Origin of the sequence: Arthrobacter sp. PGP41 (genome assembly GCF_002953935.1) — a bacterium.
Taxonomy (GTDB): Bacteria; Actinomycetota; Actinomycetes; order Actinomycetales; family Micrococcaceae; genus Arthrobacter.
Window position 1 is genome coordinate 3,160,100 of record NZ_CP026514.1, and the last position, 21,741, is coordinate 3,181,840.

Sequence of the window (21,741 nt, forward strand, 5' to 3'; positions counted from 1 at the left end):
GCCGTGAGCATCCCAACGCCTTATGAAGACCTCCTCCGCGATGTCCTGGCTTCCGGCACGCACAAATCGGACCGCACCGGAACCGGAACCACCAGCGTTTTCGGCCGCCAAATACGCTTCGACCTGACGAAGGGTTTCCCGCTGATCACCACCAAGCGGGTGCACTTCAAGTCCGTGGCAGTAGAGCTCCTGTGGTTCCTGCGCGGTGAAACAAACATTAAATGGATGCAGGACCAGGGCGTCACCATCTGGAACGAATGGGCTGACGCCGACGGCGACCTCGGACCTGTCTACGGCGTGCAGTGGCGCAGCTGGCCCACTCCCGACGGCGGCCACATTGACCAGATCGCCGAGCTGATCGACAACCTGAAGTCCAACCCGGACTCACGCCGGCACATTGTGTCCGCCTGGAACGTCTCCGAACTCCAGGACATGGCCCTGCCCCCGTGCCACGCCTTCTTCCAGTTCTATGTGGCTGACGGCAAACTGTCCTGCCAGCTGTACCAGCGCTCCGCGGACATGTTCCTGGGCGTCCCCTTCAACATTGCCTCCTACTCGCTGCTCACCTGCATGGTGGCGCAGCAGGTGGGGCTGGAGCCCGGCGAGTTCATCTGGACCGGCGGAGACGTCCACATTTACGAGAACCACATGGACCAGGTCCTCAAGCAGCTGGAGCGGGAGCCGTACGAATACCCGCAGCTGAGGATCACCCGCAAGCCGGCGTCGATCTTCGACTACACGCTGGAAGACTTCGAAGTGGTGGGCTACAAACACCACCCGACCATTAAGGCCCCGATCGCCGTATGAGCACCGAGAACTTCACTGACCCGCAGTCCTTCACTGAAGAACTTGCCGCCTCCGTGACGGGCGTTGGCCTGGTCTGGGCGCAGACCCCGGACGGTGTCATCGGCAAGGACGGCGACATGCCGTGGCACCTGCCCGAGGACCTCAAGCACTTCACCCGGCTGACCATGGGCCACCCCGTGATCATGGGCCGCAAAACGTGGCTGTCCTTCCCGGACAAGTACCGCCCCCTGCCCGGCCGCACCAACATCGTGGTCACCCGGCAGAAAAGCTGGGCCGAAACGCCCGAGGCGGAGGGCGCCGTCGTCGTTCCCTCCCTTGACGACGCGCTGCTGGAATCGCAGTTCGTGGATGGCGGGGACACGGTCTGGATCCTGGGCGGCGGCGAGATTTTCCGGCAGGCCACCGAGCTCGCCAACGTTGCGGTGGTCACCACCATCGACGTCGAGGCCGACGGCGACACGTTCGCCCCGGAGCTTGGCACCAGTTGGGAGGCATCCGCCTCCGTCCCTCCCGACGGGTGGCTCACGGCCGCCAACGGCACGCGCTACAGGTTCACCAAATGGTCAAGGACCGAGGGCTAGGACATGCTGAAGAAACCGGAAACCCTGTTTGTCCTCGGGTACATGCTTCTCCCGCTCCTGGCTCTCTTGTCCGCGATCGTTGGGCTCACCATGATTTTGGGCGGGAACAAGATCGCCGGAGCCATCGTGCTGGTGGTGGTGACGCAGGTGTTCGCGTTCGGTGCATTCTTCGCCTTGCGTGCCCGAAAAGCTGCTGTGCGGGAGGAATCCGACACTCGTTAGTGGCCTTGTTCGAGGATGGGGAGGACACCCCATCGCGCACGCCCCGGGTTGTTAACTAGGCTGGGGCCTGCAGCGTCAAGGACGGCTGTTTCAAAAGATTGGGGGATGCCTGGTGGCAGGAAACTTGTGGGGCGCCGACGTTGAGCAGCTGCGGACGCTCGCGAAGCAGTTCGGCACAACGGCGGACCTGCTGCTGCAGCAGTCCACGCAGCTGAGCAGCCAGATCAACAACACGCCTTCCTGGAAGGGCCAGGACGCTGAGCATTTCCGTTCCGACTGGAACGGCAACCACCGTGCGCTCCTGCAGAAGACGGCTGCACGCCTGAAGCAGGAATCAAAGCTTTTGCTCACCAACGCCGACGAACAGGACAGGGCGAGCAGCGCCGGTGGTGCCGGCACGCCCGGGACAGGCGGCGCGGGAGCGCCGGGCGGCGGTCCGGGCGGGACTGTCCCCGGACAAGGCAGCAACAACCCGTGGGGCCCGGACTGGCTCGCGGCGGGTTCACCATTCAGGGATGCCTGGGGGCTCCGGGGAACGGGAAAGGCAGCCCTGGACCTGCCCAAAAGTGTCTTTGGACTCGCCGCCATGGCCTCCAAAGGGCTCGACAGCTTCACTGATGCAGCCCTCTGGGCCAAGCTTCCGGCCCAAAGCGTCACCTACAACTTGCTGGATTCCGGTACAGACCTCCTCGGACTCAAGAATCTCCAGAAATACGTCCCGGCCCTCAACCAATTCGGTGGGGTCTTCAAGGAGAGCCCGTGGCTGTTCAAAGGCCAGGGCTCAATCATGGAAAGCCTTGGGAAAGGCGGTCTCGGCCGCGGCCTGGGGTGGGCTGGTGTGGGCCTGAATGCATTCGACACAGCCGGTTACATCGCGGCGGGTAAAACGGAGGATGCCCTCTGGTCGGGGGCAAAGACAGTGCTTGGCGTAGCGTGTTTCCTTCCGCCGCCTGCCGGGACCATCTGCACGGTGGCCAGCGCGGGAATCGCGATCTACGAAATTCCTGCTGTCAAGGAGTTCGTGAACGGTGCTGCCAGCACCGTCGCGGACACTGTGGCCAGCGCTGTGAAAGATCCAGGCAAGTTCGTCGAAGACACCGGCGAGAACCTGGCGGACCTCGGAAAGAGCGCCGCCAGCTTCCTCGGATTCGGATAACTCAACCAAAGGACAATCCCGTGACAACCAGCATCGACTCCACCGAGTCGCCCGGCACTGCAGTGGGCTTCGGTTTCGCCGAAATCGCCTACCTCATCAAAAGGTTTGATACCGAAGCTGCCAAGAAGTCCGGCCAGGTACTGCGGCTGGAAGAGGAAGTGCAGTCCGATCCAATCTGCATCGCCGGAGGATCGTCGCTTCTGGGCCGCGGCTTCGCGAGCGTCGACGACGACCTTGAATTGGAAGGGCCGGCAGTACCCACCGCGTATGCCTTGTCCAAGGCGGTCCGCTGGACCGAAATCAGTCTTGTCGACGGGGAGAAAACCGACACTGTCGTACACGTCGAGTCCGACAAGGTATCCCTGCTTATGCAGCCCCGAACCTTGGGCACCTGGTTTGTCTTCGCCCAAGACCCCGACGTTGACGGCGCTGACGCCCAACTCTCCGTTATCGAAGCGCACACCCAGGCCAATCCCCAAGGGACCGCATTCATCAGGGTCAAGTCGATGTCCGGCGAAGACCACCTGCTGATCCGACCGGACGGCCTCGGCTGGGCGGTCGCCAAAGTCGTCGATCCCACAACGGATGTCGAGGAAACCACCGGCCTGGACACTTCAGGGCTGCTCACGTCCATTCGGGAAACCCGGGGAGAAACTCCATGAGCAACGAGATTCCGCCTGCTGAGCCTCCGGCCCGGCGCAAGGGCTATTACAAGCGCCAGGTCGAACTGGAAGCCGCGAGGCAGGGACTCACGCCGGAGGAGTACGGAGTCTACAAGGGCTCCACCGGCAGTGTCATCAAACCCATAAATTCGGCCGGTGGCCTGCTCTTCCTGGCTATTCTGATCTCAGTCTTCTCCGCGGTTGTCGTCGGGGCCGCCATCATTCTCCTCACAGGTGAGGGGGTCACCAACTGGGTGCAATTCATTATCGGCTGCGCCGTTGTGGTTTTCCTTGTCCCGACGTCATGGGCGTACTACTTCAAGGAACGCAAAGCCACACGTTTACGGAAGGCAGCGGGGAAAACACTTGAACCCCCTACCCGCCGCTCAAGCAGGCCGGACTGGTAACAACGCGTTCCGCACCGTGACGTAACCGACTGCGCCGTCCCGGTTCCGAAGTCTAAACTGGACGAATGACTACAGCAGCTACCCCTTCCGTCGGCCTGGTCGGATGGCGCGGCATGGTCGGTTCCGTCCTCATGCAGCGCATGCAGGACGAGGGCGACTTCGCCAACATCAACCCGGTGTTCTTCTCCACGTCCAACGCGGGAGGTGCCGCGCCGACACTGGCCGGAACAGCAGCAGGCAGTGCCGGCAAGCTCGAAAACGCGTTCGACGTCGACACGCTGGCTAAGCTGCCCATTATTGTCACCGCCCAGGGCGGCGATTACACCAAGCAGGTCCACGGTGAGCTGCGCAGCCGCGGCTGGGACGGCCTCTGGATCGACGCCGCCTCCACCCTGCGCATGAACGACGATTCAATCATCGTGCTGGACCCGATCAACCGGGACGTCATCGACAAGGGCCTGGTCAACGGCACCAAGGACTTCATCGGCGGCAACTGCACGGTCTCCTGCATGCTCATGGGCCTCGGCGGCCTGTTCAAGAACGGCTTGGTGGAGTGGGGCACTTCCATGACCTACCAGGCTGCCTCCGGCGGCGGCGCACGGCACATGCGCGAGCTGCTCAGCCAGTTCGGCACGCTCAACGCCGAGGTCAGCACGGAACTGGACGATCCGGCGTCGGCCATCCTGGACATTGACCGCAAGGTCCTTGCCCACCAGCGGACGGACATCGACGCCACCCAGTTCGGCGTTCCGCTGGCCGGTTCCCTGATCCCCTGGATCGACGCAGACCTGGGCAACGGACAGTCCAAGGAAGAGTGGAAGGCCGGGGTCGAGACCAACAAGATCCTGGGCACCTCCGAGGAAAACCGCGTGATCATGGACGGCCTTTGTGTCCGGATCGGCGCCATGCGGTCCCACTCGCAGGCCCTGACGCTCAAGCTCCGCGAGGACCTGTCCGTCGCCGAGATCGAGAAGCTGCTCGACGAGGACAACCAGTGGGCCAAGGTGGTTCCGAACACCAAGGAAGCCTCCATGGCTGACCTGACGCCGGTTGCCGCATCAGGCACCCTTGACATTCCGGTGGGCCGCATCCGCAAGATGGAAATGGGCCCGCAGTACATCAGCGCCTTCACCGTGGGTGACCAGCTCCTCTGGGGTGCTGCCGAGCCGCTGCGCCGCATGCTCAACATCGCCACCGGGAACCTGTAGCTCTCCCCGTACAGAGCAACGCGGGGTCACTTACCGCCCGATCCGCACCCCGGATGGGTCGCTAAGTGACCCCGCGTTGTTTTGTCAGGTGCTGAGGAACGTGAAGTAGCGCTGGGCTGCTTTGGCGAAAGCTGCCTCGGCGGCCGGACCTAGCGGCCGGGCGGCGTCAAACAGTTCAGGCACGACGCCGGCGCGCGGGCCGGTGCCGTCGCGGGACCACGTGCCGATCACCTCTCCCCCGGCCACCAGTATCTTCTTGAAGACGCCGTTGCCGCCGGGGACGATCCTGCCCGAATGCTCCGGCGGCAGCACGGCGCGCCGGTCCGTGTAGCCCAGCAGGAACTCGTCGAAGCCGGGCAGGAGCAGGATTGACCGGGCCCCCGGCACCCCGGTGTCCAACAGGGAGGCGGTCTCCGGCGACATCCAGAAGTCCCCGCCGTCGAACCGGAAATCCACCAGCAGGCCGCGGACGGACTCGAGCGCCGCCCGGACCTCAGCCAGGGGAATCTGGGTCCACCAGGCAAAATCGCGCAGGGTGGCCGGGCCATGGCTGCGGAGGTACCGCAGCAGGAACTCTGCGACGGCCTCCTGCCGTTCCAGCTTCCGCGAAACGGGTATCCAGTCCTCGAAGGCCACCAGCAGCTGCTGGTTCTTGGCCAGCGGCCCCTGAACGAGCCACGCGTGCCTGCACAGGGTCCCCAGGATGTGAATGCCCCGCTGGCCCTTCGTCGGCTGCCCTGCTGCGTCGAAGGCGGTGAACAGTTCGGTGCGGCTGGCGGGACCGCCGCCGGCAATATGGTCCAGCGCGATGTCCCGGCATTTCTCGATGTCCGCCCACGTGATTTCCAGCTCCCGGTGCCGCGCGGCAATAATCTTGGTGAGCCGGTCCGCTGTGAGCCCAAGCATCCACCGCAGGTCCTCCGGAGCCACCAGGTGCAATGTCCCGCGCATCGGCCAGGACCGCACCACAGCACCTGAATCAATGGCGGACCGGACGTCGGTGAGGCCGCATCCGGGAACCCTGGCGCCCACAGCCCACATCGCTGCCTGGAGGTCCTGCGCCTGCATGGCGGTCATCCAGCGGACAGCATCAGCAACCGAGCTGGACGGCCGGGCTCCGCCTGCGAGGCCCTGCGAGGCCATCCTCAGGCGGCCCACCGTTTTGCGGTTGGAACGGTGCAGGTCAGCAGCCATGGGCCCATCTTAGGCACGTTCCCGGCCCGCCCGCACAGCCCGTTAGGGAACGGGGAGAGCGGCGCGGCCAGGACTAAGCGGCCAGGACTAAAGCGTCAAGCCGATAAGCAGGGGTTCCGGGTGCAGTCGGATGCCAAAGCGCTGCTCGACGCCGGCGCGCACCTCCCGCGCCACCGCCAGCACGTCCTGGGCGCTGGCAGAGCCGCGGTTGGTAATGGCGAGCGTGTGCTTGGTGGACAGGGACGCCCGGCCCCCGCTCACACTGCCCGGCTCCAGTCCAAAGCCCTTGCTGAAGCCCGCCTGGTCGATGAGCCAGGCCGCGGACAACTTCACCATCCCGTCATTGCCTGCCGGGTAGCGGGGCGCCTTTTCCGGCAGGGCTGCCGCGATTTCGGCGGGGACGATCGGGTTGGTGAAAAACGACCCCGTGGAATAGGTATCCCTGTCCGCCGGGTCCAGCACCATTCCCTTTGAAGCCCGCAGCCGCAGCACTTCCCGCCGCACGTCCGTGGAGTAGGCGCGCTTGCCCTGCTCCACGCCCAGTGAGCGGGCCAGCTCCGCATACCGGATGGGAGCGCTCATCCGGCCGATGGGCAGCTGGAATTCCACGGTCAGCACCACGTAGCGCGGCGAGCCATTCGTGGTGGCCTGTTTGAGGATGGAGTCCCGGTAGCCGAACTTGAGCTCAGAGTTCGTGAAGGTCTTCACGGCGTTCCGCTGGCGGTCCCAGGTCCGGACAGCGGCGATGGTCTGGGACACGTCGGAGCCGTAGGCGCCGACATTTTGCACCGGGGTGGCTCCCGTGGAGCCCGGGATGCCCGCGAGGGCCTCAATCCCGGACCACGCGTGAAGAACAGCGTATTCCACCAGCTTGTCCCAGTTGTGGCCGGCCTGCACCACCACGGCCACGCCGCCGCAGGAATCCTCCGCGTTGACCGCGAAGCCTTCCGAGGCGATCTTCACTACGGTGCCGGGGAACCCGTCGTCGGAAACCAGCAGGTTGGAGCCTCCGCTGATGATCAGCAGAGGCTCCCCGGCAGCGTCGGCTGACCGGACGGCCTCGATGATCTCAGCCTCGGTGCGGGCCTCGATGTAGGTGCCGGCGGGCCCCCCGACGGCGGCCGTTGTGAGCTGGGAGAGCAGGGTGGAAGTCACCAGACAACCCTATCGGGAAAGTGGGACACGCTTCCCGGCTCAGCTGAGCCGGACGACGGCCTGGGCTTTCATCAGGACCTTCTGTCCCGCGGAAACTACGGTGAGGTCAACACGCGCGGTGTTCGCCTCGGCGTCGAGCTTTCCGATGATGCCGCTGACCTCGATGGTGGCGCCGGGTTCGTCTGTACCCGTGGTGTCCGTGACCAGGACGGGCTTGGTGAAGCGGGTCTGGAAGTCGACGACGGCGGCCGGGTCGCCTGCCCAGTCAGTGACCAGCTGCACGGCCGAACCCATGGTGAACATGCCGTGGGCGATGACGCCGGGCAGTTCCACGCTGGTGGCGAAGGCTTCGTTCCAGTGGATGGGGTTGAAGTCGCCGGATGCTCCGGCGTACTTGACCAGGTCGGTGCGGGTGACCTCGATGGTGCGGCTGCCGATCTCCTGGCCGGCGCTGAGGTCGTGGATGCTGAGGCTCATGGTTACTGTCCCTCTCCGCGGACCAGGATGGACGACGTGGTGGTGGTGACGGGCTCGCGGGAATCGTCCGTACCGAGGGAAAAGACCTCCGAACGCGTGGTGATCATTGCCCCGCCACCCATGGCACGGACGCCGTCGACGTGGAGCTCCGCTACCAGGCGGTCGCCGGCGAAGATGGGCCGGTGGTGGGTGAAGCGCTGGTCCGCATGGACCACGCGGGAGAAGTCGATGCCGGCCTCCGGATCCTCGATGAGCTGTGCGTCGGCGCGCTGGGCGATGATGATGGCGAACGTCGGAGGGGCAACAAGATCCGCGTGCCCCAGGGCCTTGGCGGCGTCGACGTCGAAATGTGCAGGATGGGCGGCCTTCACGGCGCGGGCAAACTCGCGGATTTTCTCGCGGCCAACGTCGTACACCTCTGCAGCAGGGTAGCTTCGGCCCTGCAGGTCCGGATTGATAGTCATGGGCTCCAGCCTATCGCCAGGCTTCGGGGCGCCCGAAAGGTTACCGGCGGAGGTTCTTCCGGATGGCCTGGCCGCGGACCACGATCCCGGCGATATGAAGGACGAGGCCCAGCCCGATCAGCGGGAGGGATGCGGTGGCGAGGACGGAGTTGCCGCTGGTGTTGCCCACCAGGTTCAGGATGATGCCGACGGCGATCATTCCCATCGCACTGAAGACCAGGACTTTGTAGCGGGTTGGCGCGGTGGCCCAGAATTCGTTCAGCACCCTGAAAGTCTACCGGGCAACCTCAGAACAGGGCTTCCTGCACGGCCGGGACCTCCGAGGAATAGTCTCCCAGTTCGATGGTTCTGCCTTTGAGCCGGCCGAGGTCCACGACGAATTCGAGGTCCGTTCCACCGAGGGCGGCCAGCACGAAACTGCCGCTGACGGACTGGATGGTGAAGCCGTGCGGCCCGGACGCCAGGCTGTGGGGGTAGGCGTGCCTGGGGCTTGCCGAACACAGCCGCCAGGCCAGTCCGGGCCTGCGCCAGGCCTCGTCCACCACCTCGAAACCTTCCAGGCCGGAGCCGGAAATGACCTGGCGCGCGGTGGCCGCCAGCGTCAGATTGTGCGCCGTGAGCCGGCCCGCCGGTGCGGGGCCGGCCAGGGCACTTGCCTTGGCGGCTGACCGCACCTGTTGCGGCAGCCCGCAGTCGCGCGTTACAAGGTCCTCAAGGATCCGCACTATCCGCCCGTCCGCGGCGCGCGCCACGTAGCTCGCTACCACCGCACCCTGTTCCGCGAGCCGCTGCCATTTCCTCAGATTGGAGGCCGTTCCCACCTTGCTGGCCCCGTCGGCGAAGGTGGCGATATACAGCCAGTGCGGCTGCATCAGGTAGCTGCGGAGGCCCGGCGGGACGCGGCCGTCCCGGTGGAAGTCGTGCATGAGCCGGAAGTCGTCCGCCACAAAGCACCGTTCGCACTGATGTCCACGGGCGGAGGGCAGGCGTTCGGCACAGAGGATGTGGTCCCGGCGGGCCGGGCCGTGGACCCGGTGGTGGCCGAGGCAGGACTTCCCTTCGGCGGCGAGCCGGATGCCCAGGCGGGTGCCGTCGTCGAGCGCTGTTTCCTGGAAGGTGCCGTCCGGAGCCTGCAGCCGCAAGACAGGAGGCGCGCCGTTGGCGGAATCGTCCGCCGCAGGCCAAAAGACCCCGTGGACCAGATAGCGCGTACCGGTCACGGGGTCTCCTGGGGTGAAAAGCATGGGTTCTACAGTGCGGGCTGCACCCCAAAGGCTACCGCGAGCTTCATGATCTTCTCGGCGCGGCCCAGGCGGGGCAGGTCGGACCCGTCACGGATCACGCGGCCGTTGGCTTCGAAGTCGGCCATGAAGTCGGTGGCCCAGGCGACGTCCGACGGCGTGGGGCTGATGACCTCGTTGATGACGGGGGTCTGGTCGATGGCAAGGCAGAGCTTGCCGGTCATGCCCATCATCACGGTGATGCCGGTCTGTTCGCGCAGGATGGGGTGGTTGGTGCCCACCGTGGGGCCGTCGATGGGCCCGGGCAGGTTCCCGACGCGGCTGGCGACCACAAGCTTGGCGCGCGGGTAGGCCATGGCTTCCGGGGTGGCGGCCATGCCGGTGTCGCGGCGGAAGTCGCCGGAGCCGAAGGCCAGCCGGAAGGCCCCCTGCGCCTTGGCGATGTTGTTGGCTTCCTCGATGCCGACGGCGGATTCCACCAGCGGGATCACGGGCGTATTGCCGTCCATGCGGTGGAAGCTCTCAGTCACCTGGTCCGCGGATTCGGTCTTCGCCAGCATGATGCCGAGCAGGCCCGGCGTGCCGCGGAGGCCGGCCAGGTCCGCTGCCCAGAACGGGCTGGTGGCGTCATTGATGCGGACCCAGGCCTTGCCGCCGGCAGTCAGCCAGTCAATGACGTTGTTCCGGGCATGGTCCTTCTGGGAGGGGTCCACCGCATCTTCAATATCCAGGATGATCGAATCGGCGCGGGACACTGCCGACTGGTCGAAAAGCTCCGTCTTCATGGCATTCACAAGGAGCCATGAGCGGGCGATCTCTGCTGGGATATTGCGTTCCGGCCTTACGGTCTCGGTGGCGATGGTAGACGTCATGTATCTACCGTATCCGCCCGGGCAGGGGCACGGGGCACAAAAACGGCCAGCACGGGAGGTTCAATACGAACTAAACGGGATATGACGGCCGGCCAGCGAAAGCAGGTGGCAGCAGGTGTCGATCCGGGGCGCCAAAACGACACCTGCTGCCACTCAGTTGGGGTGGATCAGGGGATGTTGCTGCCGCGCGCAATGACCCACAGCCGGTACCAGTCCGCGCGGGTCATCGCCTCGGCCACGCGCGCGGCGTCGGCACAGGCCCGGATCCGGCCCGGGTTGACGGTTCCTATCACCGGCGCGATGCCGGCCGGGTGCTTCATCAGCCATCCCAGCAGGACCGATTCCCCGGAACTGCCGTACTCCCCCGCCAGCTGCGCCACGAGCTCGACGGTGGCTGCCTCCGCCGACGCCGGACTCTCCGGTTCCGCCCCCGTGTACAGGCCCTTGGCGAGCGAGCCGTAGGCCTGGAGCGTGATGGAGTTCCGGACGCAGTACTCCAGGGTGCCGTGCGGGAAACTGTAGTCCAGGTGCTCGGCGTGGTTGACCAGCACCTGGCTTTCCAGCCATGCCCGCTTGAGCAGGCTCATTTCCAGCTGGTTCGCCACCACGGGCGTTTCCAGCCGGTCCTGCAGGGCCTCGATCTGCGCGCCGGACATGTTGGAAACACCCAGCTGCCGGACCTTGCCTTCGGCCATCAGCTGCCCGACGGCGGCCGCCACCTCCGCCGGGTCCGCCAGGGGATCCGGGCGGTGCAGCAGGAGGATGTCCACGTAGTCCGTCCGCAGCCGCTTCAGGCTTTCGTTGACGCGTTCCAGGATGGCTCCGCGGCTGAGGTCGTAGTGCCCGGGCTGCCCGGGTTCGCTGAGCCGGATGCCGCACTTGGTCTGCAGCCGGATGCGGTCACGCAGCCCGGGAGTGGACGCCAGCACCTCGCCGAAGACTGCCTCGGATTTGCCCCTGCGGTAGATGTCCGCGTGGTCAAACAGGGTGATTCCCGCACCCAGGGCGGCTTCGATGGCGGCAGCGGCCTCGTCCACATGCTCGGTGGCATGCGGCTCGTCGGACCAGCTGCCGCCCAGGCCCATGCAGCCATAAATCAGTTCCTGCATCAGGCATCCCGCCCTTCAGGGGCCGGTACCGGCATCAGCGCAGCCACGCGGTGGTGTTAGCGGGCAGCTTGCCGTCCTCCAGGACATCGCTGCTGACCAGGACGGCGCCTGCCGGGAGGTCGACGGCGGTGTCCCCGAAGTTGGTCACGGACTGCCAGCCGTTGGGGCGGCGGAAGTGGAGGACCTCCGGGTTGCCGGTATCCACCCATTCCAGCACTTCGTCCGTCTGCAGCTCGCGGCGGAGCTTCAGGGCCTTGCGGTAGAGCTCCAGCGTGGAACCCTCGGTCCCGTCCTGCGCCTCGACAGCGTACTTGCTGAACCAGTCAGGCTGCGGCAGGTGCGCGCCGCCGTCGCCGAAGCCGAAGGAGGTTCCCTCGACCTTCCAGGGCAGGGGCACCCGGCAGCCGTCACGGCCGATTTCGACGCCCTTGTTGCGGAAGAACGAGGGATCCTGGCGCTCTGATTCCGGGATCTCCGCCACTTCCTGGAGTCCCAGCTCCTCCCCCTGGTACAGGTAGGCAGAGCCGGGGACGGCGAGCATCAGCAGCGTGGCGGCGCGGGCACGGCGTTCACCGAGCTCCACGTCCAGCTCCTCCTCGGGGCCGCCGGCCAGCAGCCAGTCCTTGCCGTCTTGGCCCTTGGTGCGCTCCTTGCCCTTGGAGACCTGCGGCAGGCCGTACCGGGTGGCGTGGCGGACAACGTCGTGGTTTGAGAAGACCCAGGTGGAGGAGGCTCCCGTGGCAGCCGCCTCGGCCAGGTTGCGCGTGATGATCTCGCGGAACTCCGCCGCGTCGAAGTCGGCCTGCAGGAGGTCGAAGTTGAAGGCCTGGCCGAGTCCCTCGGGGCTGGCGTAGCGGGCACGGCGCGTGGCATGGACCCATGCCTCGGCGACGGCGGTGCGCGGCGGGTTGTACTCGTTGAACACCTCGCGCCATTCGGCGTAGATCTCATGCACTTCGTCGCGGTCCCAGAAGGGGTGCGTGCCGTCGTCGAAACCGTCCACGCCGGTGTTGGCCGCGCTCAGTTCCAGCTTGGACAGCAGCGGTTCGGTGAGGTCCTTGGTCAGCGCATGCGCCACGTCCACCCGGAAGCCGTCCACGCCGCGGTCGGACCAGAAGCGCAGGGTCTTCAGGAAGTCCTCGCGGATTTCCCGGTTGGACCAGTTCAGGTCCGGCTGCTCCTTGGCGAAGATGTGCATGTACCACTGGCCGGGGGTGCCGTCCGGCTCGGTGATGCGCTCCCAGGCAGGGCCGCCGAAGACGGAGTCCCAGTCCGATGGCGGGAACTCGCCGTTGGGGCCTTTGCCGTCACGGAAGATGTACCGGTCCCGTGCGGGTGATCCCTTCGGGGAAGCGAGCGCTTCCTTGAACCACTGGTGCCGGTTGGAGGAGTGGTTGGGGACGATGTCGGCGATGAGTTTAATGCCGGCCTGGTGCAGCGCCTTGGCCATCTCGTCAAAATCGGCCAGCGTGCCCAGCTTCGGGTCAACGTCGCGGTAGTCGTCCACGTCGTAACCGCCGTCGGCAAGCGCCGAGGGGTAGAACGGGCTCAGCCAGACGGCATCGATCCCGAGCGATTTCAGGTAAGGGACCTTGGCGGTGATGCCCTTGAGATCGCCGATGCCGTCGCCGTTGGAGTCCGCGAAGCTGCGCGGATAGATCTGGTACACAGCGGCTTGGCGCCACCAGTTGGGATCGGCCGGGCGGTGGGAATCGGAAAGGGTTGCCAGAGTGGCGGTGGTGGACAAGGGGTGATCCTTTGCTGCTTGTCGACTATATTTATTTTGGTTCTAAATTTAGCTGCCCGATCATTATCTGGCGCCCTGCCCGGAAAGGTCAACAGCATGGCTGAAACCACCGCCGCCACACCCCAGCTGCTCCGCCGAGTAAGCGCCGGGGCTGTGCTGGACTTCATGCGTTCCTCCGGTGTTGTCACCGTCACCCAAGTCATGGAAGCCACCGGCCTCACCCGCGCCACGGCCATCTCCGTCTGCGAGGACCTCAAGGAGCGGGGCTGGCTCCGCGAACTGGAGAACCAGCGTGCATCCGGCGGGTACCGGAAGGGCCGGCCCGCCCGCCGGTTCGAACTCAACGAGCGTGCCGGCTGCGTGCTGGGCATGGATGTGGGGGTTTCCAAGGCCACGGTGGTGGTGTCGGACCTTCGCGGGCAGGTGCTTGGGCGGTCCACCCTGCCCTTCGCGGAAGCCGAAATTTCGGCTGGGGAACGCATCTCCGTCATCGACCGCGCCGCGATGACGGCCCTTCGCAGCGTGGGCGCCGCCCCGGCGTCGGTCCTCGCCGCCTGTGCCGGCATCGCCGCCCCGGTGGACCGCAACGGTGACGTGCTGGTGGCCCAGCACTTCTGGGGATTGTTCGACGTCGGCCTGAAGGCAGCCATGCGGGACCGGCACGGCTGGACGGTCCTGCTGGAAAACGACGCCAACCTTGCCGCGCTCGGCGACCGCTGGCGGGGTGCGGCGGCGGGAGTGGACGACGTCGTGGTGATCCTTGCCAGTGAGCGTTTCGGTTCAGGGGTGATCGACGGCGGGCGGCTGCTGCACGGGAGCCGCGGCGGCGCCGGTGAACTCGCCTTCCTGGACCAGGTTGAGGGCGTGGGGGACACCTTCGGCATTGCCAGCCTCGCCAGGACGTGGGCGGCCGAGGCGCTGGCCGGCAAAACCCGGACATCCCTCCGGGATTATGCAGCCCAAGGCGGCGCGGAGGCTGAGCACGTCTTCGCGGCCGCTGCGGAGGGCGACGCCGTGGCCCTGCTCATTCTTGAACGCCTGGCGGACCGGCTGGCCCGGGTCATTGGCGCGGTGGCAACGGTGTTCAACCCGGAGCTTGTGGTGATCGGCGGTGCAGTGGCCAACTCCGCAGGCGTCCTGCTCGGACCGATCAAACGGCGGCTGAAGGATTTCACCGCCACTCCCCCGCGGATTGCGGTCTCGCCGCTGGGCGACTCGATCGTGACCGTTGGGGCCGTCCGGGGCGCGCTGGACTACGTGGAGAAGCATTCCCTCGACTTGCAGCTGATCCCCCGCGCTTAGTCCGCGCTAGGTCTGCAGGGCAGCGGCGATGGGCAGCGTTCCGTCACAGAATTCGATGGTCCTGCCCGCGGTTTCCGGCAGGTCCAGCACGGCGACCGCGACGCTTGCGGTATTGCTCCGGGAGGTTTCCCGGGTGCCCCCGGGGGCGGGATCAACGTCGATCAGCCCGGTTCCCGGCTTGTCCGTCAACGTCCCCGGGCCCAGGATGGTCCAGGCGAGGCCCGTGCCGCGCAGGTACTCGTCGGCGGCGGCCTTCGCCTCGGCGTACGCAAAGAAGGAGTGGTCCGCCGGCACGCCATGGTCCTTGGCCGCGCCCAGGTAGGAAACCATCACGTAGCGGCCCACCTTGGCGTCGGAGGCAGCATCCATCGAACGGATGGCCGCGTCGCGGTCCACCGCATAGGTGCGTGACGGGTTCCCGCCGCCCGCACCGGCGGACCAGACCACCGCGTCATGGCCCTTCAGCGCTTCGGCGAGTGCCGCCGTCGTCGCATTCTCAACGTCCAGGACCGACGGCGTTGCGCCGGTTCCGGCAACATCGTCGGCGTGGTCCGGGTTCCGGATGAACGACGTAACGCTGTGGCCTTCTTCCGTGAGCAGGGCGGACAGGTGGAGGGCCACTTTGCCGTGGCCGCCGATGATTGCGATTCGCGTCATGGACCCATTCTGCCCTTCACCGCAGGATGCGGTAGCGCAGGTACGCCACGCCGTTGCCGAAACGGCGCAGGTCGAGGAGCTCAAGCCTGGATTCCAAGCCGTCGGGCAGGAAACGCAGGCCCCCTCCCACGGCCACCGGACTGATGAGGAGCTGGCACTCGTCCACCAGTCCCGCCCGGAGCGCGGCGGCGGCCAGCGTGGCTCCGCCGATGCTGATGCTCCTGTCCGTACCGGCCTTCATTTTGCGGACGGCTTCCGGATCGAAGGTCCGCTCCACGCGGGTGCGGGCGGTGGTGGTTTCAGCCAGCGATGAAGAGTAGACAACCTTGTCTGCCTCCTGCCAGATCCGGGCATAGTCCTGAATGACCGGCGGTTCCGCCGGGCCGCCCATCGTTTCCCAGGCCGACATCACCTCGTACATGCGCCGTCCGTAAAGGTGCGTACCGGCGTCGCGCTCCAGGTCGTTGACGAAGGCGTGGACTTCCTCGTCGGGGGCGCTCCAGTCGAAATTGCCGTGGCTGTCAGCCACATACCCGTCCAGGGAGGTGATGCAGGTGTAAATAAGCCGGCCCATGGTCCCCATTGTGGCCGCGAAGGCAGGGAGTTGGAAGCCGCCGCGTCCACGCGCAGTTCCCCGGCGGGGTCAGGCTGTCCGCCGGAACCAGTCGTTCCGGCAGGCCAGGAAGTACCTCAGGACCTTCCGTGGGTGCCGCGCAAAAAGGGCACAGAAAAACCCCCGGAACCTCAGGGATTCCGGGGGCTTAGCCTGTAGCGGTGGGGAGGCTCGATCTCCCGACCTCACGATTATGAGTCGTGCGCTCTAACCAACTGAGCTACACCGCCACGAATGAGAAAAACCTGCGCCAAGCCGGTCAAAACCGCCTTGACACAGGCCCTCATCCAGAGCCCCCCACCGGAATCGATCCGGTGACCTCGTTCTTACCAAGAACGCGCTCTACCACTGAGCTAGGGGGGCAACGAGTAAATACTCTACCGGAAGATTTTCCCACCAACAAATCGGCGCTCCGACGCAGCCCTGGCCCCTTAAAAGCGCATAAAACCGGGCCTCAATGAGCCTTCGGTGCGCCAATGAAGGGCCGGCAGAACCCGCAGTGAAACAGGTGTGACGAAGCGAACACGCCGGTCCCGCCGTCGTGCGCTTAAACGCCAGTGGGCCGGCTCGAAAGCCGGCCCACTGGGGGGAACTGCGTCAGGCTAGCTGACGGTTACCACTTGCCCTTGCGGTTGAAGTCTCGCTGGCCGCCCTCGTTGCCGTGGCGGGGCTTGCGGGAGCCGTCACCGTGGCCGCCGAAGCGGGAGTCACTGGCCTGGCCGCGGCTGGCACCGCTGTCAGCGCTGAAGGAGCGCTCGCTGTAGGAGCGGCCGCCGCGGTCCGCGGAGGAACGCTCGCCGTCGTTCTTGCGGAAGTCTTTCTTGAACCCGCCGGCGCCCTTGAAGTTGCCTCCCCGGTCACCGCCGCGGTTGCCTTGGTAGGAGCCGCGCTCGCCGGCAGGCTTGCGGCCGTTGTCCAGCTCGAGGTGGATCAGCTCGCCGCCGATCCGGGTGCGGGACAGGGCACGCAGCTGCTCGGGGCTCAGGTCCGCCGGGAGCTCCACGAGGGAGTGGTCCGAGCGGATATCGATGCCGCCGATCTGTGCCGAGGAGATGCCGCCCTCGTTGGCAATCGCGCCCACGATGGAACCGGGCATGACGCGCTGGCGGCGTCCCACGGCGATCCGGTAGGTGGCGTTGCCCTCGGTGAGCGTGCGGGTCGGTCCGCGGGAGCCGAAGCCGTCCTTGGAGCGCTCGCGCTTCTGGAACTCGGGAGCTGCGGGCAGTTCCTTCACCAGCAGCGGCTGCCCGCCCTGGGCCATGACGGCAAGCGCAGCAGCGATCTCCGAGGCAGGCACGTTGTGCTCTTCCTCGTAGGAGGCGATGAGGTCGCGGAACGGGGCCACGTCCTCGGAGGCGAGGGTTTCCGTGATGCGCTCGGCGAACTTGCCCAGGCGCAGGGTGTTCACGGTCTCGGCGGTGGGCAGGTGCATCTGCTCCACCGGCTGGCGCGTTGCCTTCTCGATGGAACGCAGCAGGTACTTCTCCCGCGGCGTCATGAACAGGATGGCGTCACCGGAACGGCCCGCACGGCCGGTGCGGCCGATGCGGTGCACGTAGGACTCGGTGTCGTGCGGGATGTCGTAGTTGATGACGTGGCTGATGCGCTCCACGTCAAGGCCACGGGCGGCGACGTCGGTGGCCACGAGGATGTCGATGCGGCCTTCCTTCAGCGCGTCCACAGTGCGCTCGCGCTGCTGCTGCGGGATGTCACCGTTGATCGCGGCGGCCTGGAAACCGCGGGACTTCAGCTTGTCAGCCAGGTCCTCGGTAGCCATCTTGGTGCGCACGAAGGCGATGACGCCGTCGAACTCTTCCACCTCGAGGATGCGGGTCATGGCGTCGAGCTTGTGCGGGCCCATGACCTGCAGGTACCGCTGGCGGGTGTTGGCGCCGGTGGTGGTCTTGGACTTGACGGAGATCTCGGCCGGGTTGTTCAGGTACTGCTTGGACATGCGGCGGATCTGGCTCGGCATGGTGGCGGAGAACAGTGCAACCTGGCGGTCCGACGGGGTCTGCTGGAAGATCTGCTCCACGTCTTCGGCGAAGCCCATGCGCAGCATTTCGTCGGCCTCGTCCAGCACCAGGTACTGGAGTTCGGACAGGTCCAGGGAACCCTTGGAGATGTGGTCGATCACGCGGCCGGGGGTACCGACGACAACCTGGGCGCCGCGGCGCAGGCCGGCGAGCTGGGGGCCGTAGGCGGAGCCGCCGTAGACGGGGAGGACGGTGAAGTCATCGATGTGCTTGGCGTACGAGGTGAAGGCCTCGGCTACCTGGAGGGCCAGCTCGCGGGTGGGAGCCAGGACCAGTGCCTGGGTCTTCCGGGACGGGCCGTTGAGGTCGTGGAGCTCGGCCAGGCGGGAGAGTGCCGGTACTGCGAATGCTGCAGTCTTACCGGTGCCGGTCTGGGCGAGGCCCACGACGTCGCGGCCTTCGAGCAGCAGCGGGATGGTTGCTGCCTGGATGGGGGACGGCTTCTCGTAGCCGACGTCCTGGAGGGCGGCGAGGACGCGGCCGTCAATGCCGAGGTCGGCGAACTTGACGCCTTCTTCTTCGTCTTCCTCAGCCTGGGCGGCGGGAGCGGCGGCGGCAGGAGCCTCCTCAGCCTGGGCGGCGGGAGCGGCCGGTGCTTCAGCAGGAGCTTCGGCGGGAACCGTTGCGGCCTCAGCTGCAGGAGCAGCGGGCTCGGTGAATTCGATGCTGGCGGTTGCTGCTTGAGCGGCGGCGTCGTTGTGATTTTCGGGCATAGGGGAATATTCCTCATCCATAGGGGGCCAGGCGGCACTACCCGAGGTGAGCGGAGCCGCAGTACGTGTGACTAAAGGTGCCAGGCAAACATTGACTGGCGGTCACAGAAGTCCGGCGCTTTCGCAATCCCGTGGCAGGACTTCCCGCTGCATCTCTTGGCTGCTATCCCAGCAGTCTGTACAGCGTTTTCTTTAGCCGGCTCTCCCTATGAAAATGCCCGCATCGCTTGTGCGGGCCCCAACACTTGCCAGTCCTGCCTCAAAAATTGGGCAGGAATAAGGGATTTCCGGAGTGGGGGATGTTTCCAGTGTAGGGCACGCGGCCGCTCCAGCGGAAATTAAGGGCGCGACGGCGGCGGTGAGCTTGCGCACACCGCTCCCCTTCCAGCCGCTTTAGCCTGGGGTTACCGGCCCAGCTGCCGTTCCAGCGCCTCGAACTTCTGGTTGAACTCCGGCTGCTGCAGGCGGATCTCGCCGTCGGCATCGGCGTCGCGCAATGCTTCCATCGCCTCCAGGTCCGGCTCGCTGAACCACTTGCCCACAGTGATGCCGTGCTTCGGGACATATAGCCGGTGGATATGGTCTCCCGCCTGGATGCTCCCGGTCCTGATGACGCGCAGATAGGCTCCCACCCGGCCCTCCTCCGTGAACCTCTTGACGAAGTGCGGCTCCCCCATCCGGCGCTGGAAGGTGGCGCAGGGGGTACGGGGCGAGGTCACTTCCACTTCGACGTCCAGGCCGATCCGCCAGCGCTCGCCAATCACGGCACCAGTGACATCGATCCCGGCCACCCGCAGGTTTTCGCCAAAGATCCCCGGGGGCAGGTCCCTGGCGAGTTCACGGGACCAGTAGTCCGCATCCTGCCGGGAGTAGGCGTACAGGGCCTGGTCCGGTCCCCCGTGGTGGACGCGGTTCGCCTGGATGTCACCCTGGAGGCCCAACCGGTGCACTTTGACCGGGCCGTCGGCGGGGCGCTTGTCGATGGCGGTGACGCCCACGTTCGAGGTATCCGGCAGGAGCTGGTGGACGCGGCACACGGCAAGGACGGAGGCGGTTTCCATGGCTCCAGTGTATGGCTCCCCTTGACGGCCCCTACACCCAACTCGCACTCATTTAAAGTCGCCAAACAGCGGTTTCGCGGCGTTTAATGCGAGCTGCTTGGGCCAGCGGGCACCGGCAGGGACTACGCTGATTTGAGGATTGCAATTGGGGGTGCGCCGCTGTGCCCAATTCACGTGGACAACTCAGGGGGACACCATGGACCCGAACAAGGACCCGGACCACGGGCGGCCCGGCAGCGAGCCGCCTGCGGGCGAGGGCCACCAGCCGGCCGGCGAGGGCGTCCAGCCGGCCGGAGACGGGCACGGCGGCGCCAAGCCTCCTCCCTGGCAGGTACCCAAGCCGGAACTCCGCCCCGAACTCCTGAACCAGCCGGTTACCCCGGTGGACCCGTTCGCCCGGGACCGCGAACGGCAGCTCGACGAGGAGGCGTCCCGGAAGAAGCGCTCCCAGCGGCGCACCGTCGTCGTGGGTTTGGGCGTGACGGCGCTGCTCGCCGGCACCATCACCGCCGTGGTGGCCAGCAACCAGGATGATCCCGAGTACGCGCAGGTGTGTTTTAACGACGAAACGGGCGAGCGCGTGGAGGACACCAACTGCAACAGCTCCGCCGGAAGGGGCGGCGGCCTCTATGCCTGGTACTTCTTCTCCCGCGGCGCGTACGTCCCCGCTATCGGCCAGAACCGCTCCACGGCACCTAACTACTCGAGGACCGTGCCCAGCGGCGCGAAGGCGTCCACGGGGTACAGCTCCCAGGGCGGAACGGTCAGCCGGGGCGGGTTCGGCACCAGCGCGAAGAGCGGCACCAGCAGTGGCGGCAGCAAGGTCTCGGGGGGCTGAGTGTGAAGCGGTTGATGTCCGAGCCCCGGCCCGGCTGGAAGCAGAAGATCGAAGAGCAGGGCTTGGTGTTCTCCACCACCACCATGGAGGACGGCCGCCGGATCGAGTACTGGAACGAGGCCGCGTACTACGAATTCACCATGGAGGAGGTGGAAACCCTCGAGGTGACGGCCGAGAACATGCACAAGATGTGCCTGGAAGCGGCGAAGTTCCTGGCCACCGGTGCCATGGGCAACATCGGCATCGGGCCGCAGGCCCTGGAACTGGCCGCGGAATCCCTCCAGGCCGGGGACGTGGATGTCTACGGCCGGTTCGACTTCATCTATGACGGGCAGGGCGGCCCGGCCAGGATGCTCGAGTACAACGCGGACACCCCCACGGGCCTGATCGAGGCGGCGGTGGCGCAGTGGTTCTGGCTGCAGGACGTCTTTCCGGAAAAGGACCAGTGGAACGGCATCCACGAAGCCCTGATCCGGCAGTGGAAGAAGGTGCAGTACCGCACCGGGATGAGCACCCTGCACGTTGCCCACTCGGAGGTTGAGGAGTCCGGCGAGGACTGGATGACCGCGGCCTACATGCGGGACGTGGCCGGCCAGGCGGGCTGGACCACCATTGGCATCAACATGTCCGATATCGGCTGGGATCCCAACCTCAACCGCTTCGTGGACCTGGACAACTTCATGATCAGCACCATCTTCAAGCTCTACCCGTGGGAGCTGATGATGAAGGAGCCGTTCGGGCACCGGCTGCTGGAACGCGCCCACAACCCCCGCTGGATCGAGCCGGCCTGGAAGATGCTGCTCTCCAACAAGGCCCTGCTGGCCGCGCTGTGGCACCTCTACCCCGAGCACCCCAACCTGCTGCCCGCGTACCTCAACGAGCCGGGGCCGCTGAAGGAATGGGTGGCCAAGCCCCTGCACGGCCGCGAAGGCGACAACATCAAGATCCACGCACAGGGCATCAGCCTTGAGCAGCCCGGCGGCTACGGCCGTGAAGGTTGGTGCTACCAGCAGTACCAGGAGTTGCCCGCCTTCGACGGCAACCATCCCGTCCTGGGCCTGTGGGTGGTGGACGGGGAATCCGTGGGCTGCGGCATCCGGGAATCGGACGGGCCCGTCACGGATTATTACTGCCGCTTCGTGCCCAACACCATCGACGCGCCGGCGCCGCTTTCGGCCGTGGCCGCCTCCAGCAAAGCAGGTATCGCACTATGAACCCG

The 21,741-nt window shown here is 66.2% G+C and carries 23 protein-coding genes and 2 tRNA genes; 10 read left to right on the plus strand and 15 right to left on the minus strand.

Annotated features, from left to right (window positions below; all coding sequences use genetic code 11):
• Window positions 1-3 precede the first annotated feature (3 nt).
• The 7 genes from C3B78_RS14435 (at window position 4) to asd (ending at window position 5,043) form a co-directional block, all read left to right on the plus strand.
• Entirely contained in the window at window positions 4-807 is an 804-nt protein-coding gene (locus C3B78_RS14435; RefSeq protein ID WP_104998662.1) for a thymidylate synthase, read from the plus strand.
• Window positions 804-1,388, plus strand: a complete 585-nt coding sequence (locus tag C3B78_RS14440) for a dihydrofolate reductase (RefSeq protein WP_104998663.1) — start codon at window positions 804-806, stop codon at window positions 1,386-1,388. The genes C3B78_RS14435 and C3B78_RS14440 overlap by 4 nt, the downstream gene beginning before the upstream one ends.
• A gap of 3 nt (window positions 1,389-1,391) precedes the next feature.
• Window positions 1,392-1,610, plus strand: a complete 219-nt coding sequence (locus C3B78_RS14445; protein WP_104998664.1) for an NF038396 family protein — start codon at window positions 1,392-1,394, stop codon at window positions 1,608-1,610.
• A gap of 112 nt (window positions 1,611-1,722) precedes the next feature.
• Window positions 1,723-2,766: a WXG100 family type VII secretion target gene (locus C3B78_RS14450; protein WP_158677253.1), complete on the plus strand. Its 1,044-nt coding sequence runs from the start codon at window positions 1,723-1,725 to the stop codon at window positions 2,764-2,766.
• Between the two features lie 20 nt (window positions 2,767-2,786).
• Window positions 2,787-3,428 carry a hypothetical protein gene (locus tag C3B78_RS14455; RefSeq protein ID WP_104998666.1) on the plus strand — a complete coding sequence of 214 codons (642 nt, stop codon included), beginning with the start codon at window positions 2,787-2,789 and terminating at the stop codon, window positions 3,426-3,428.
• Window positions 3,425-3,835 (plus strand): hypothetical protein, encoded by a 411-nt coding sequence (locus C3B78_RS14460; protein ID WP_104998667.1) that lies wholly within the window; start codon window positions 3,425-3,427, stop codon window positions 3,833-3,835. Before C3B78_RS14455 ends, C3B78_RS14460 begins: the two co-directional genes overlap by 4 nt.
• A 65-nt stretch (window positions 3,836-3,900) precedes the next feature.
• Window positions 3,901-5,043 (plus strand): aspartate-semialdehyde dehydrogenase, encoded by a 1,143-nt coding sequence (asd, locus tag C3B78_RS14465; protein WP_104998668.1) that lies wholly within the window; start codon window positions 3,901-3,903, stop codon window positions 5,041-5,043.
• Between the two features lie 84 nt (window positions 5,044-5,127).
• Here asd and C3B78_RS14470 read toward each other — a convergent pair whose 3' ends face one another.
• The 9 genes from C3B78_RS14470 to C3B78_RS14510 all read right to left on the minus strand — a co-directional run bounded on the left by C3B78_RS14470 (window position 5,128) and on the right by C3B78_RS14510 (window position 13,302).
• Window positions 5,128-6,237, minus strand: coding sequence for a winged helix DNA-binding domain-containing protein (locus C3B78_RS14470; RefSeq protein ID WP_104998669.1), 1,110 nt, complete (start codon window positions 6,235-6,237; stop codon window positions 5,128-5,130).
• Window positions 6,238-6,324: 87 nt separating this feature from the next.
• Window positions 6,325-7,392: a UDP-N-acetylmuramate dehydrogenase gene (locus C3B78_RS14475; protein WP_104998670.1), complete on the minus strand. Its 1,068-nt coding sequence runs from the start codon at window positions 7,390-7,392 to the stop codon at window positions 6,325-6,327.
• A 39-nt stretch (window positions 7,393-7,431) separates the two neighbouring features.
• Window positions 7,432-7,869 carry a MaoC family dehydratase gene (locus C3B78_RS14480; RefSeq protein ID WP_104998671.1) on the minus strand — a complete coding sequence of 146 codons (438 nt, stop codon included), beginning with the start codon at window positions 7,867-7,869 and terminating at the stop codon, window positions 7,432-7,434.
• Between the two features lie 2 nt (window positions 7,870-7,871).
• Window positions 7,872-8,333 (minus strand): FAS1-like dehydratase domain-containing protein, encoded by a 462-nt coding sequence (locus tag C3B78_RS14485; RefSeq protein ID WP_104998672.1) that lies wholly within the window; start codon window positions 8,331-8,333, stop codon window positions 7,872-7,874.
• Between the two features lie 40 nt (window positions 8,334-8,373).
• Window positions 8,374-8,598, minus strand: coding sequence for a DUF3188 domain-containing protein (locus tag C3B78_RS14490; RefSeq protein WP_104998673.1), 225 nt, complete (start codon window positions 8,596-8,598; stop codon window positions 8,374-8,376).
• A 22-nt stretch (window positions 8,599-8,620) separates the two neighbouring features.
• On the minus strand, window positions 8,621-9,553 hold the full coding sequence (locus C3B78_RS14495; protein ID WP_234005400.1) for a DUF2797 domain-containing protein: 933 nt from the start codon (window positions 9,551-9,553) through the stop codon (window positions 8,621-8,623).
• A gap of 29 nt (window positions 9,554-9,582) precedes the next feature.
• Window positions 9,583-10,446, minus strand: coding sequence for an HpcH/HpaI aldolase/citrate lyase family protein (locus C3B78_RS14500; protein WP_104998675.1), 864 nt, complete (start codon window positions 10,444-10,446; stop codon window positions 9,583-9,585).
• Window positions 10,447-10,613: 167 nt separating this feature from the next.
• A complete protein-coding gene (locus C3B78_RS14505; RefSeq protein WP_104998676.1) occupies window positions 10,614-11,555 on the minus strand; it encodes an aldo/keto reductase in 942 nt (313 codons plus the stop codon).
• 34 nt (window positions 11,556-11,589) lie between these two features.
• Window positions 11,590-13,302 (minus strand): glycoside hydrolase family 13 protein, encoded by a 1,713-nt coding sequence (locus C3B78_RS14510; RefSeq protein WP_104998677.1) that lies wholly within the window; start codon window positions 13,300-13,302, stop codon window positions 11,590-11,592.
• A 96-nt stretch (window positions 13,303-13,398) separates the two neighbouring features.
• Here C3B78_RS14510 and C3B78_RS14515 point away from each other — a divergent pair, with 96 nt between their 5' ends.
• The gene (locus tag C3B78_RS14515; RefSeq protein WP_104998678.1) at window positions 13,399-14,604 is read left to right on the plus strand and encodes an ROK family protein; all 1,206 of its coding nucleotides are present in this window, start codon (window positions 13,399-13,401) and stop codon (window positions 14,602-14,604) included.
• Window positions 14,605-14,610: 6 nt separating this feature from the next.
• Here C3B78_RS14515 and C3B78_RS14520 read toward each other — a convergent pair whose 3' ends face one another.
• The 6 genes from C3B78_RS14520 to C3B78_RS14545 all read right to left on the minus strand — a co-directional run bounded on the left by C3B78_RS14520 (window position 14,611) and on the right by C3B78_RS14545 (window position 19,684).
• Window positions 14,611-15,261, minus strand: a complete 651-nt coding sequence (locus tag C3B78_RS14520; protein ID WP_104998679.1) for an NAD(P)H-binding protein — start codon at window positions 15,259-15,261, stop codon at window positions 14,611-14,613.
• 16 nt (window positions 15,262-15,277) lie between these two features.
• Window positions 15,278-15,835, minus strand: a complete 558-nt coding sequence (locus tag C3B78_RS14525; protein WP_104999811.1) for a dihydrofolate reductase family protein — start codon at window positions 15,833-15,835, stop codon at window positions 15,278-15,280.
• Window positions 15,836-16,030: 195 nt separating this feature from the next.
• Window positions 16,031-16,104, minus strand: a tRNA-Met gene (locus C3B78_RS14530).
• Between the two features lie 61 nt (window positions 16,105-16,165).
• Window positions 16,166-16,237: transfer RNA gene (locus C3B78_RS14535), tRNA-Thr, on the minus strand.
• Between the two features lie 250 nt (window positions 16,238-16,487).
• Window positions 16,488-18,623 (minus strand): DEAD/DEAH box helicase, encoded by a 2,136-nt coding sequence (locus tag C3B78_RS14540; protein ID WP_104998680.1) that lies wholly within the window; start codon window positions 18,621-18,623, stop codon window positions 16,488-16,490.
• 404 nt (window positions 18,624-19,027) lie between these two features.
• Window positions 19,028-19,684, minus strand: coding sequence for an MOSC domain-containing protein (locus C3B78_RS14545; protein ID WP_104998681.1), 657 nt, complete (start codon window positions 19,682-19,684; stop codon window positions 19,028-19,030).
• A 196-nt stretch (window positions 19,685-19,880) separates the two neighbouring features.
• Between C3B78_RS14545 and C3B78_RS14550 the strand changes: the two genes are divergently transcribed.
• Together C3B78_RS14550 and C3B78_RS14555 are read left to right on the plus strand one after the other, a co-directional pair.
• The gene (locus tag C3B78_RS14550) at window positions 19,881-20,522 is read left to right on the plus strand and encodes a Tat pathway signal protein (RefSeq protein ID WP_104998682.1); all 642 of its coding nucleotides are present in this window, start codon (window positions 19,881-19,883) and stop codon (window positions 20,520-20,522) included.
• Between the two features lie 2 nt (window positions 20,523-20,524).
• Window positions 20,525-21,736, plus strand: a complete 1,212-nt coding sequence (locus C3B78_RS14555; RefSeq protein WP_104998683.1) for a glutathionylspermidine synthase family protein — start codon at window positions 20,525-20,527, stop codon at window positions 21,734-21,736.
• The last annotated feature ends 5 nt before the right edge of the window (window positions 21,737-21,741 follow it).

Excerpts from the sequence above, each read along its gene's own strand:
- C3B78_RS14440 (WP_104998663.1), top strand. The coding sequence starts at position 804 with ATGAGCACCGAGAACTTCACTGACCCGCAGTCCTTCACTGAAGAACTT.
- C3B78_RS14445 (WP_104998664.1), top strand. The coding sequence starts at position 1,392 with ATGCTGAAGAAACCGGAAACCCTGTTTGTCCTCGGGTACATGCTTCTC.
- C3B78_RS14460 (WP_104998667.1), top strand. The coding sequence starts at position 3,425 with ATGAGCAACGAGATTCCGCCTGCTGAGCCTCCGGCCCGGCGCAAGGGC.
- asd (WP_104998668.1), top strand. The coding sequence starts at position 3,901 with ATGACTACAGCAGCTACCCCTTCCGTCGGCCTGGTCGGATGGCGCGGC.
- C3B78_RS14470 (WP_104998669.1), bottom strand. The coding sequence starts at position 6,237 with ATGGCTGCTGACCTGCACCGTTCCAACCGCAAAACGGTGGGCCGCCTG.
- C3B78_RS14480 (WP_104998671.1), bottom strand. The coding sequence starts at position 7,869 with ATGAGCCTCAGCATCCACGACCTCAGCGCCGGCCAGGAGATCGGCAGC.
- C3B78_RS14485 (WP_104998672.1), bottom strand. The coding sequence starts at position 8,333 with ATGACTATCAATCCGGACCTGCAGGGCCGAAGCTACCCTGCTGCAGAG.
- C3B78_RS14500 (WP_104998675.1), bottom strand. The coding sequence starts at position 10,446 with ATGACGTCTACCATCGCCACCGAGACCGTAAGGCCGGAACGCAATATC.
- C3B78_RS14505 (WP_104998676.1), bottom strand. The coding sequence starts at position 11,555 with ATGCAGGAACTGATTTATGGCTGCATGGGCCTGGGCGGCAGCTGGTCC.
- C3B78_RS14515 (WP_104998678.1), top strand. The coding sequence starts at position 13,399 with ATGGCTGAAACCACCGCCGCCACACCCCAGCTGCTCCGCCGAGTAAGC.
- C3B78_RS14520 (WP_104998679.1), bottom strand. The coding sequence starts at position 15,261 with ATGACGCGAATCGCAATCATCGGCGGCCACGGCAAAGTGGCCCTCCAC.
- C3B78_RS14525 (WP_104999811.1), bottom strand. The coding sequence starts at position 15,835 with ATGGGCCGGCTTATTTACACCTGCATCACCTCCCTGGACGGGTATGTG.
- C3B78_RS14540 (WP_104998680.1), bottom strand. The coding sequence starts at position 18,623 with ATGCCCGAAAATCACAACGACGCCGCCGCTCAAGCAGCAACCGCCAGC.
- C3B78_RS14545 (WP_104998681.1), bottom strand. The coding sequence starts at position 19,684 with ATGGAAACCGCCTCCGTCCTTGCCGTGTGCCGCGTCCACCAGCTCCTG.
- C3B78_RS14550 (WP_104998682.1), top strand. The coding sequence starts at position 19,881 with ATGGACCCGAACAAGGACCCGGACCACGGGCGGCCCGGCAGCGAGCCG.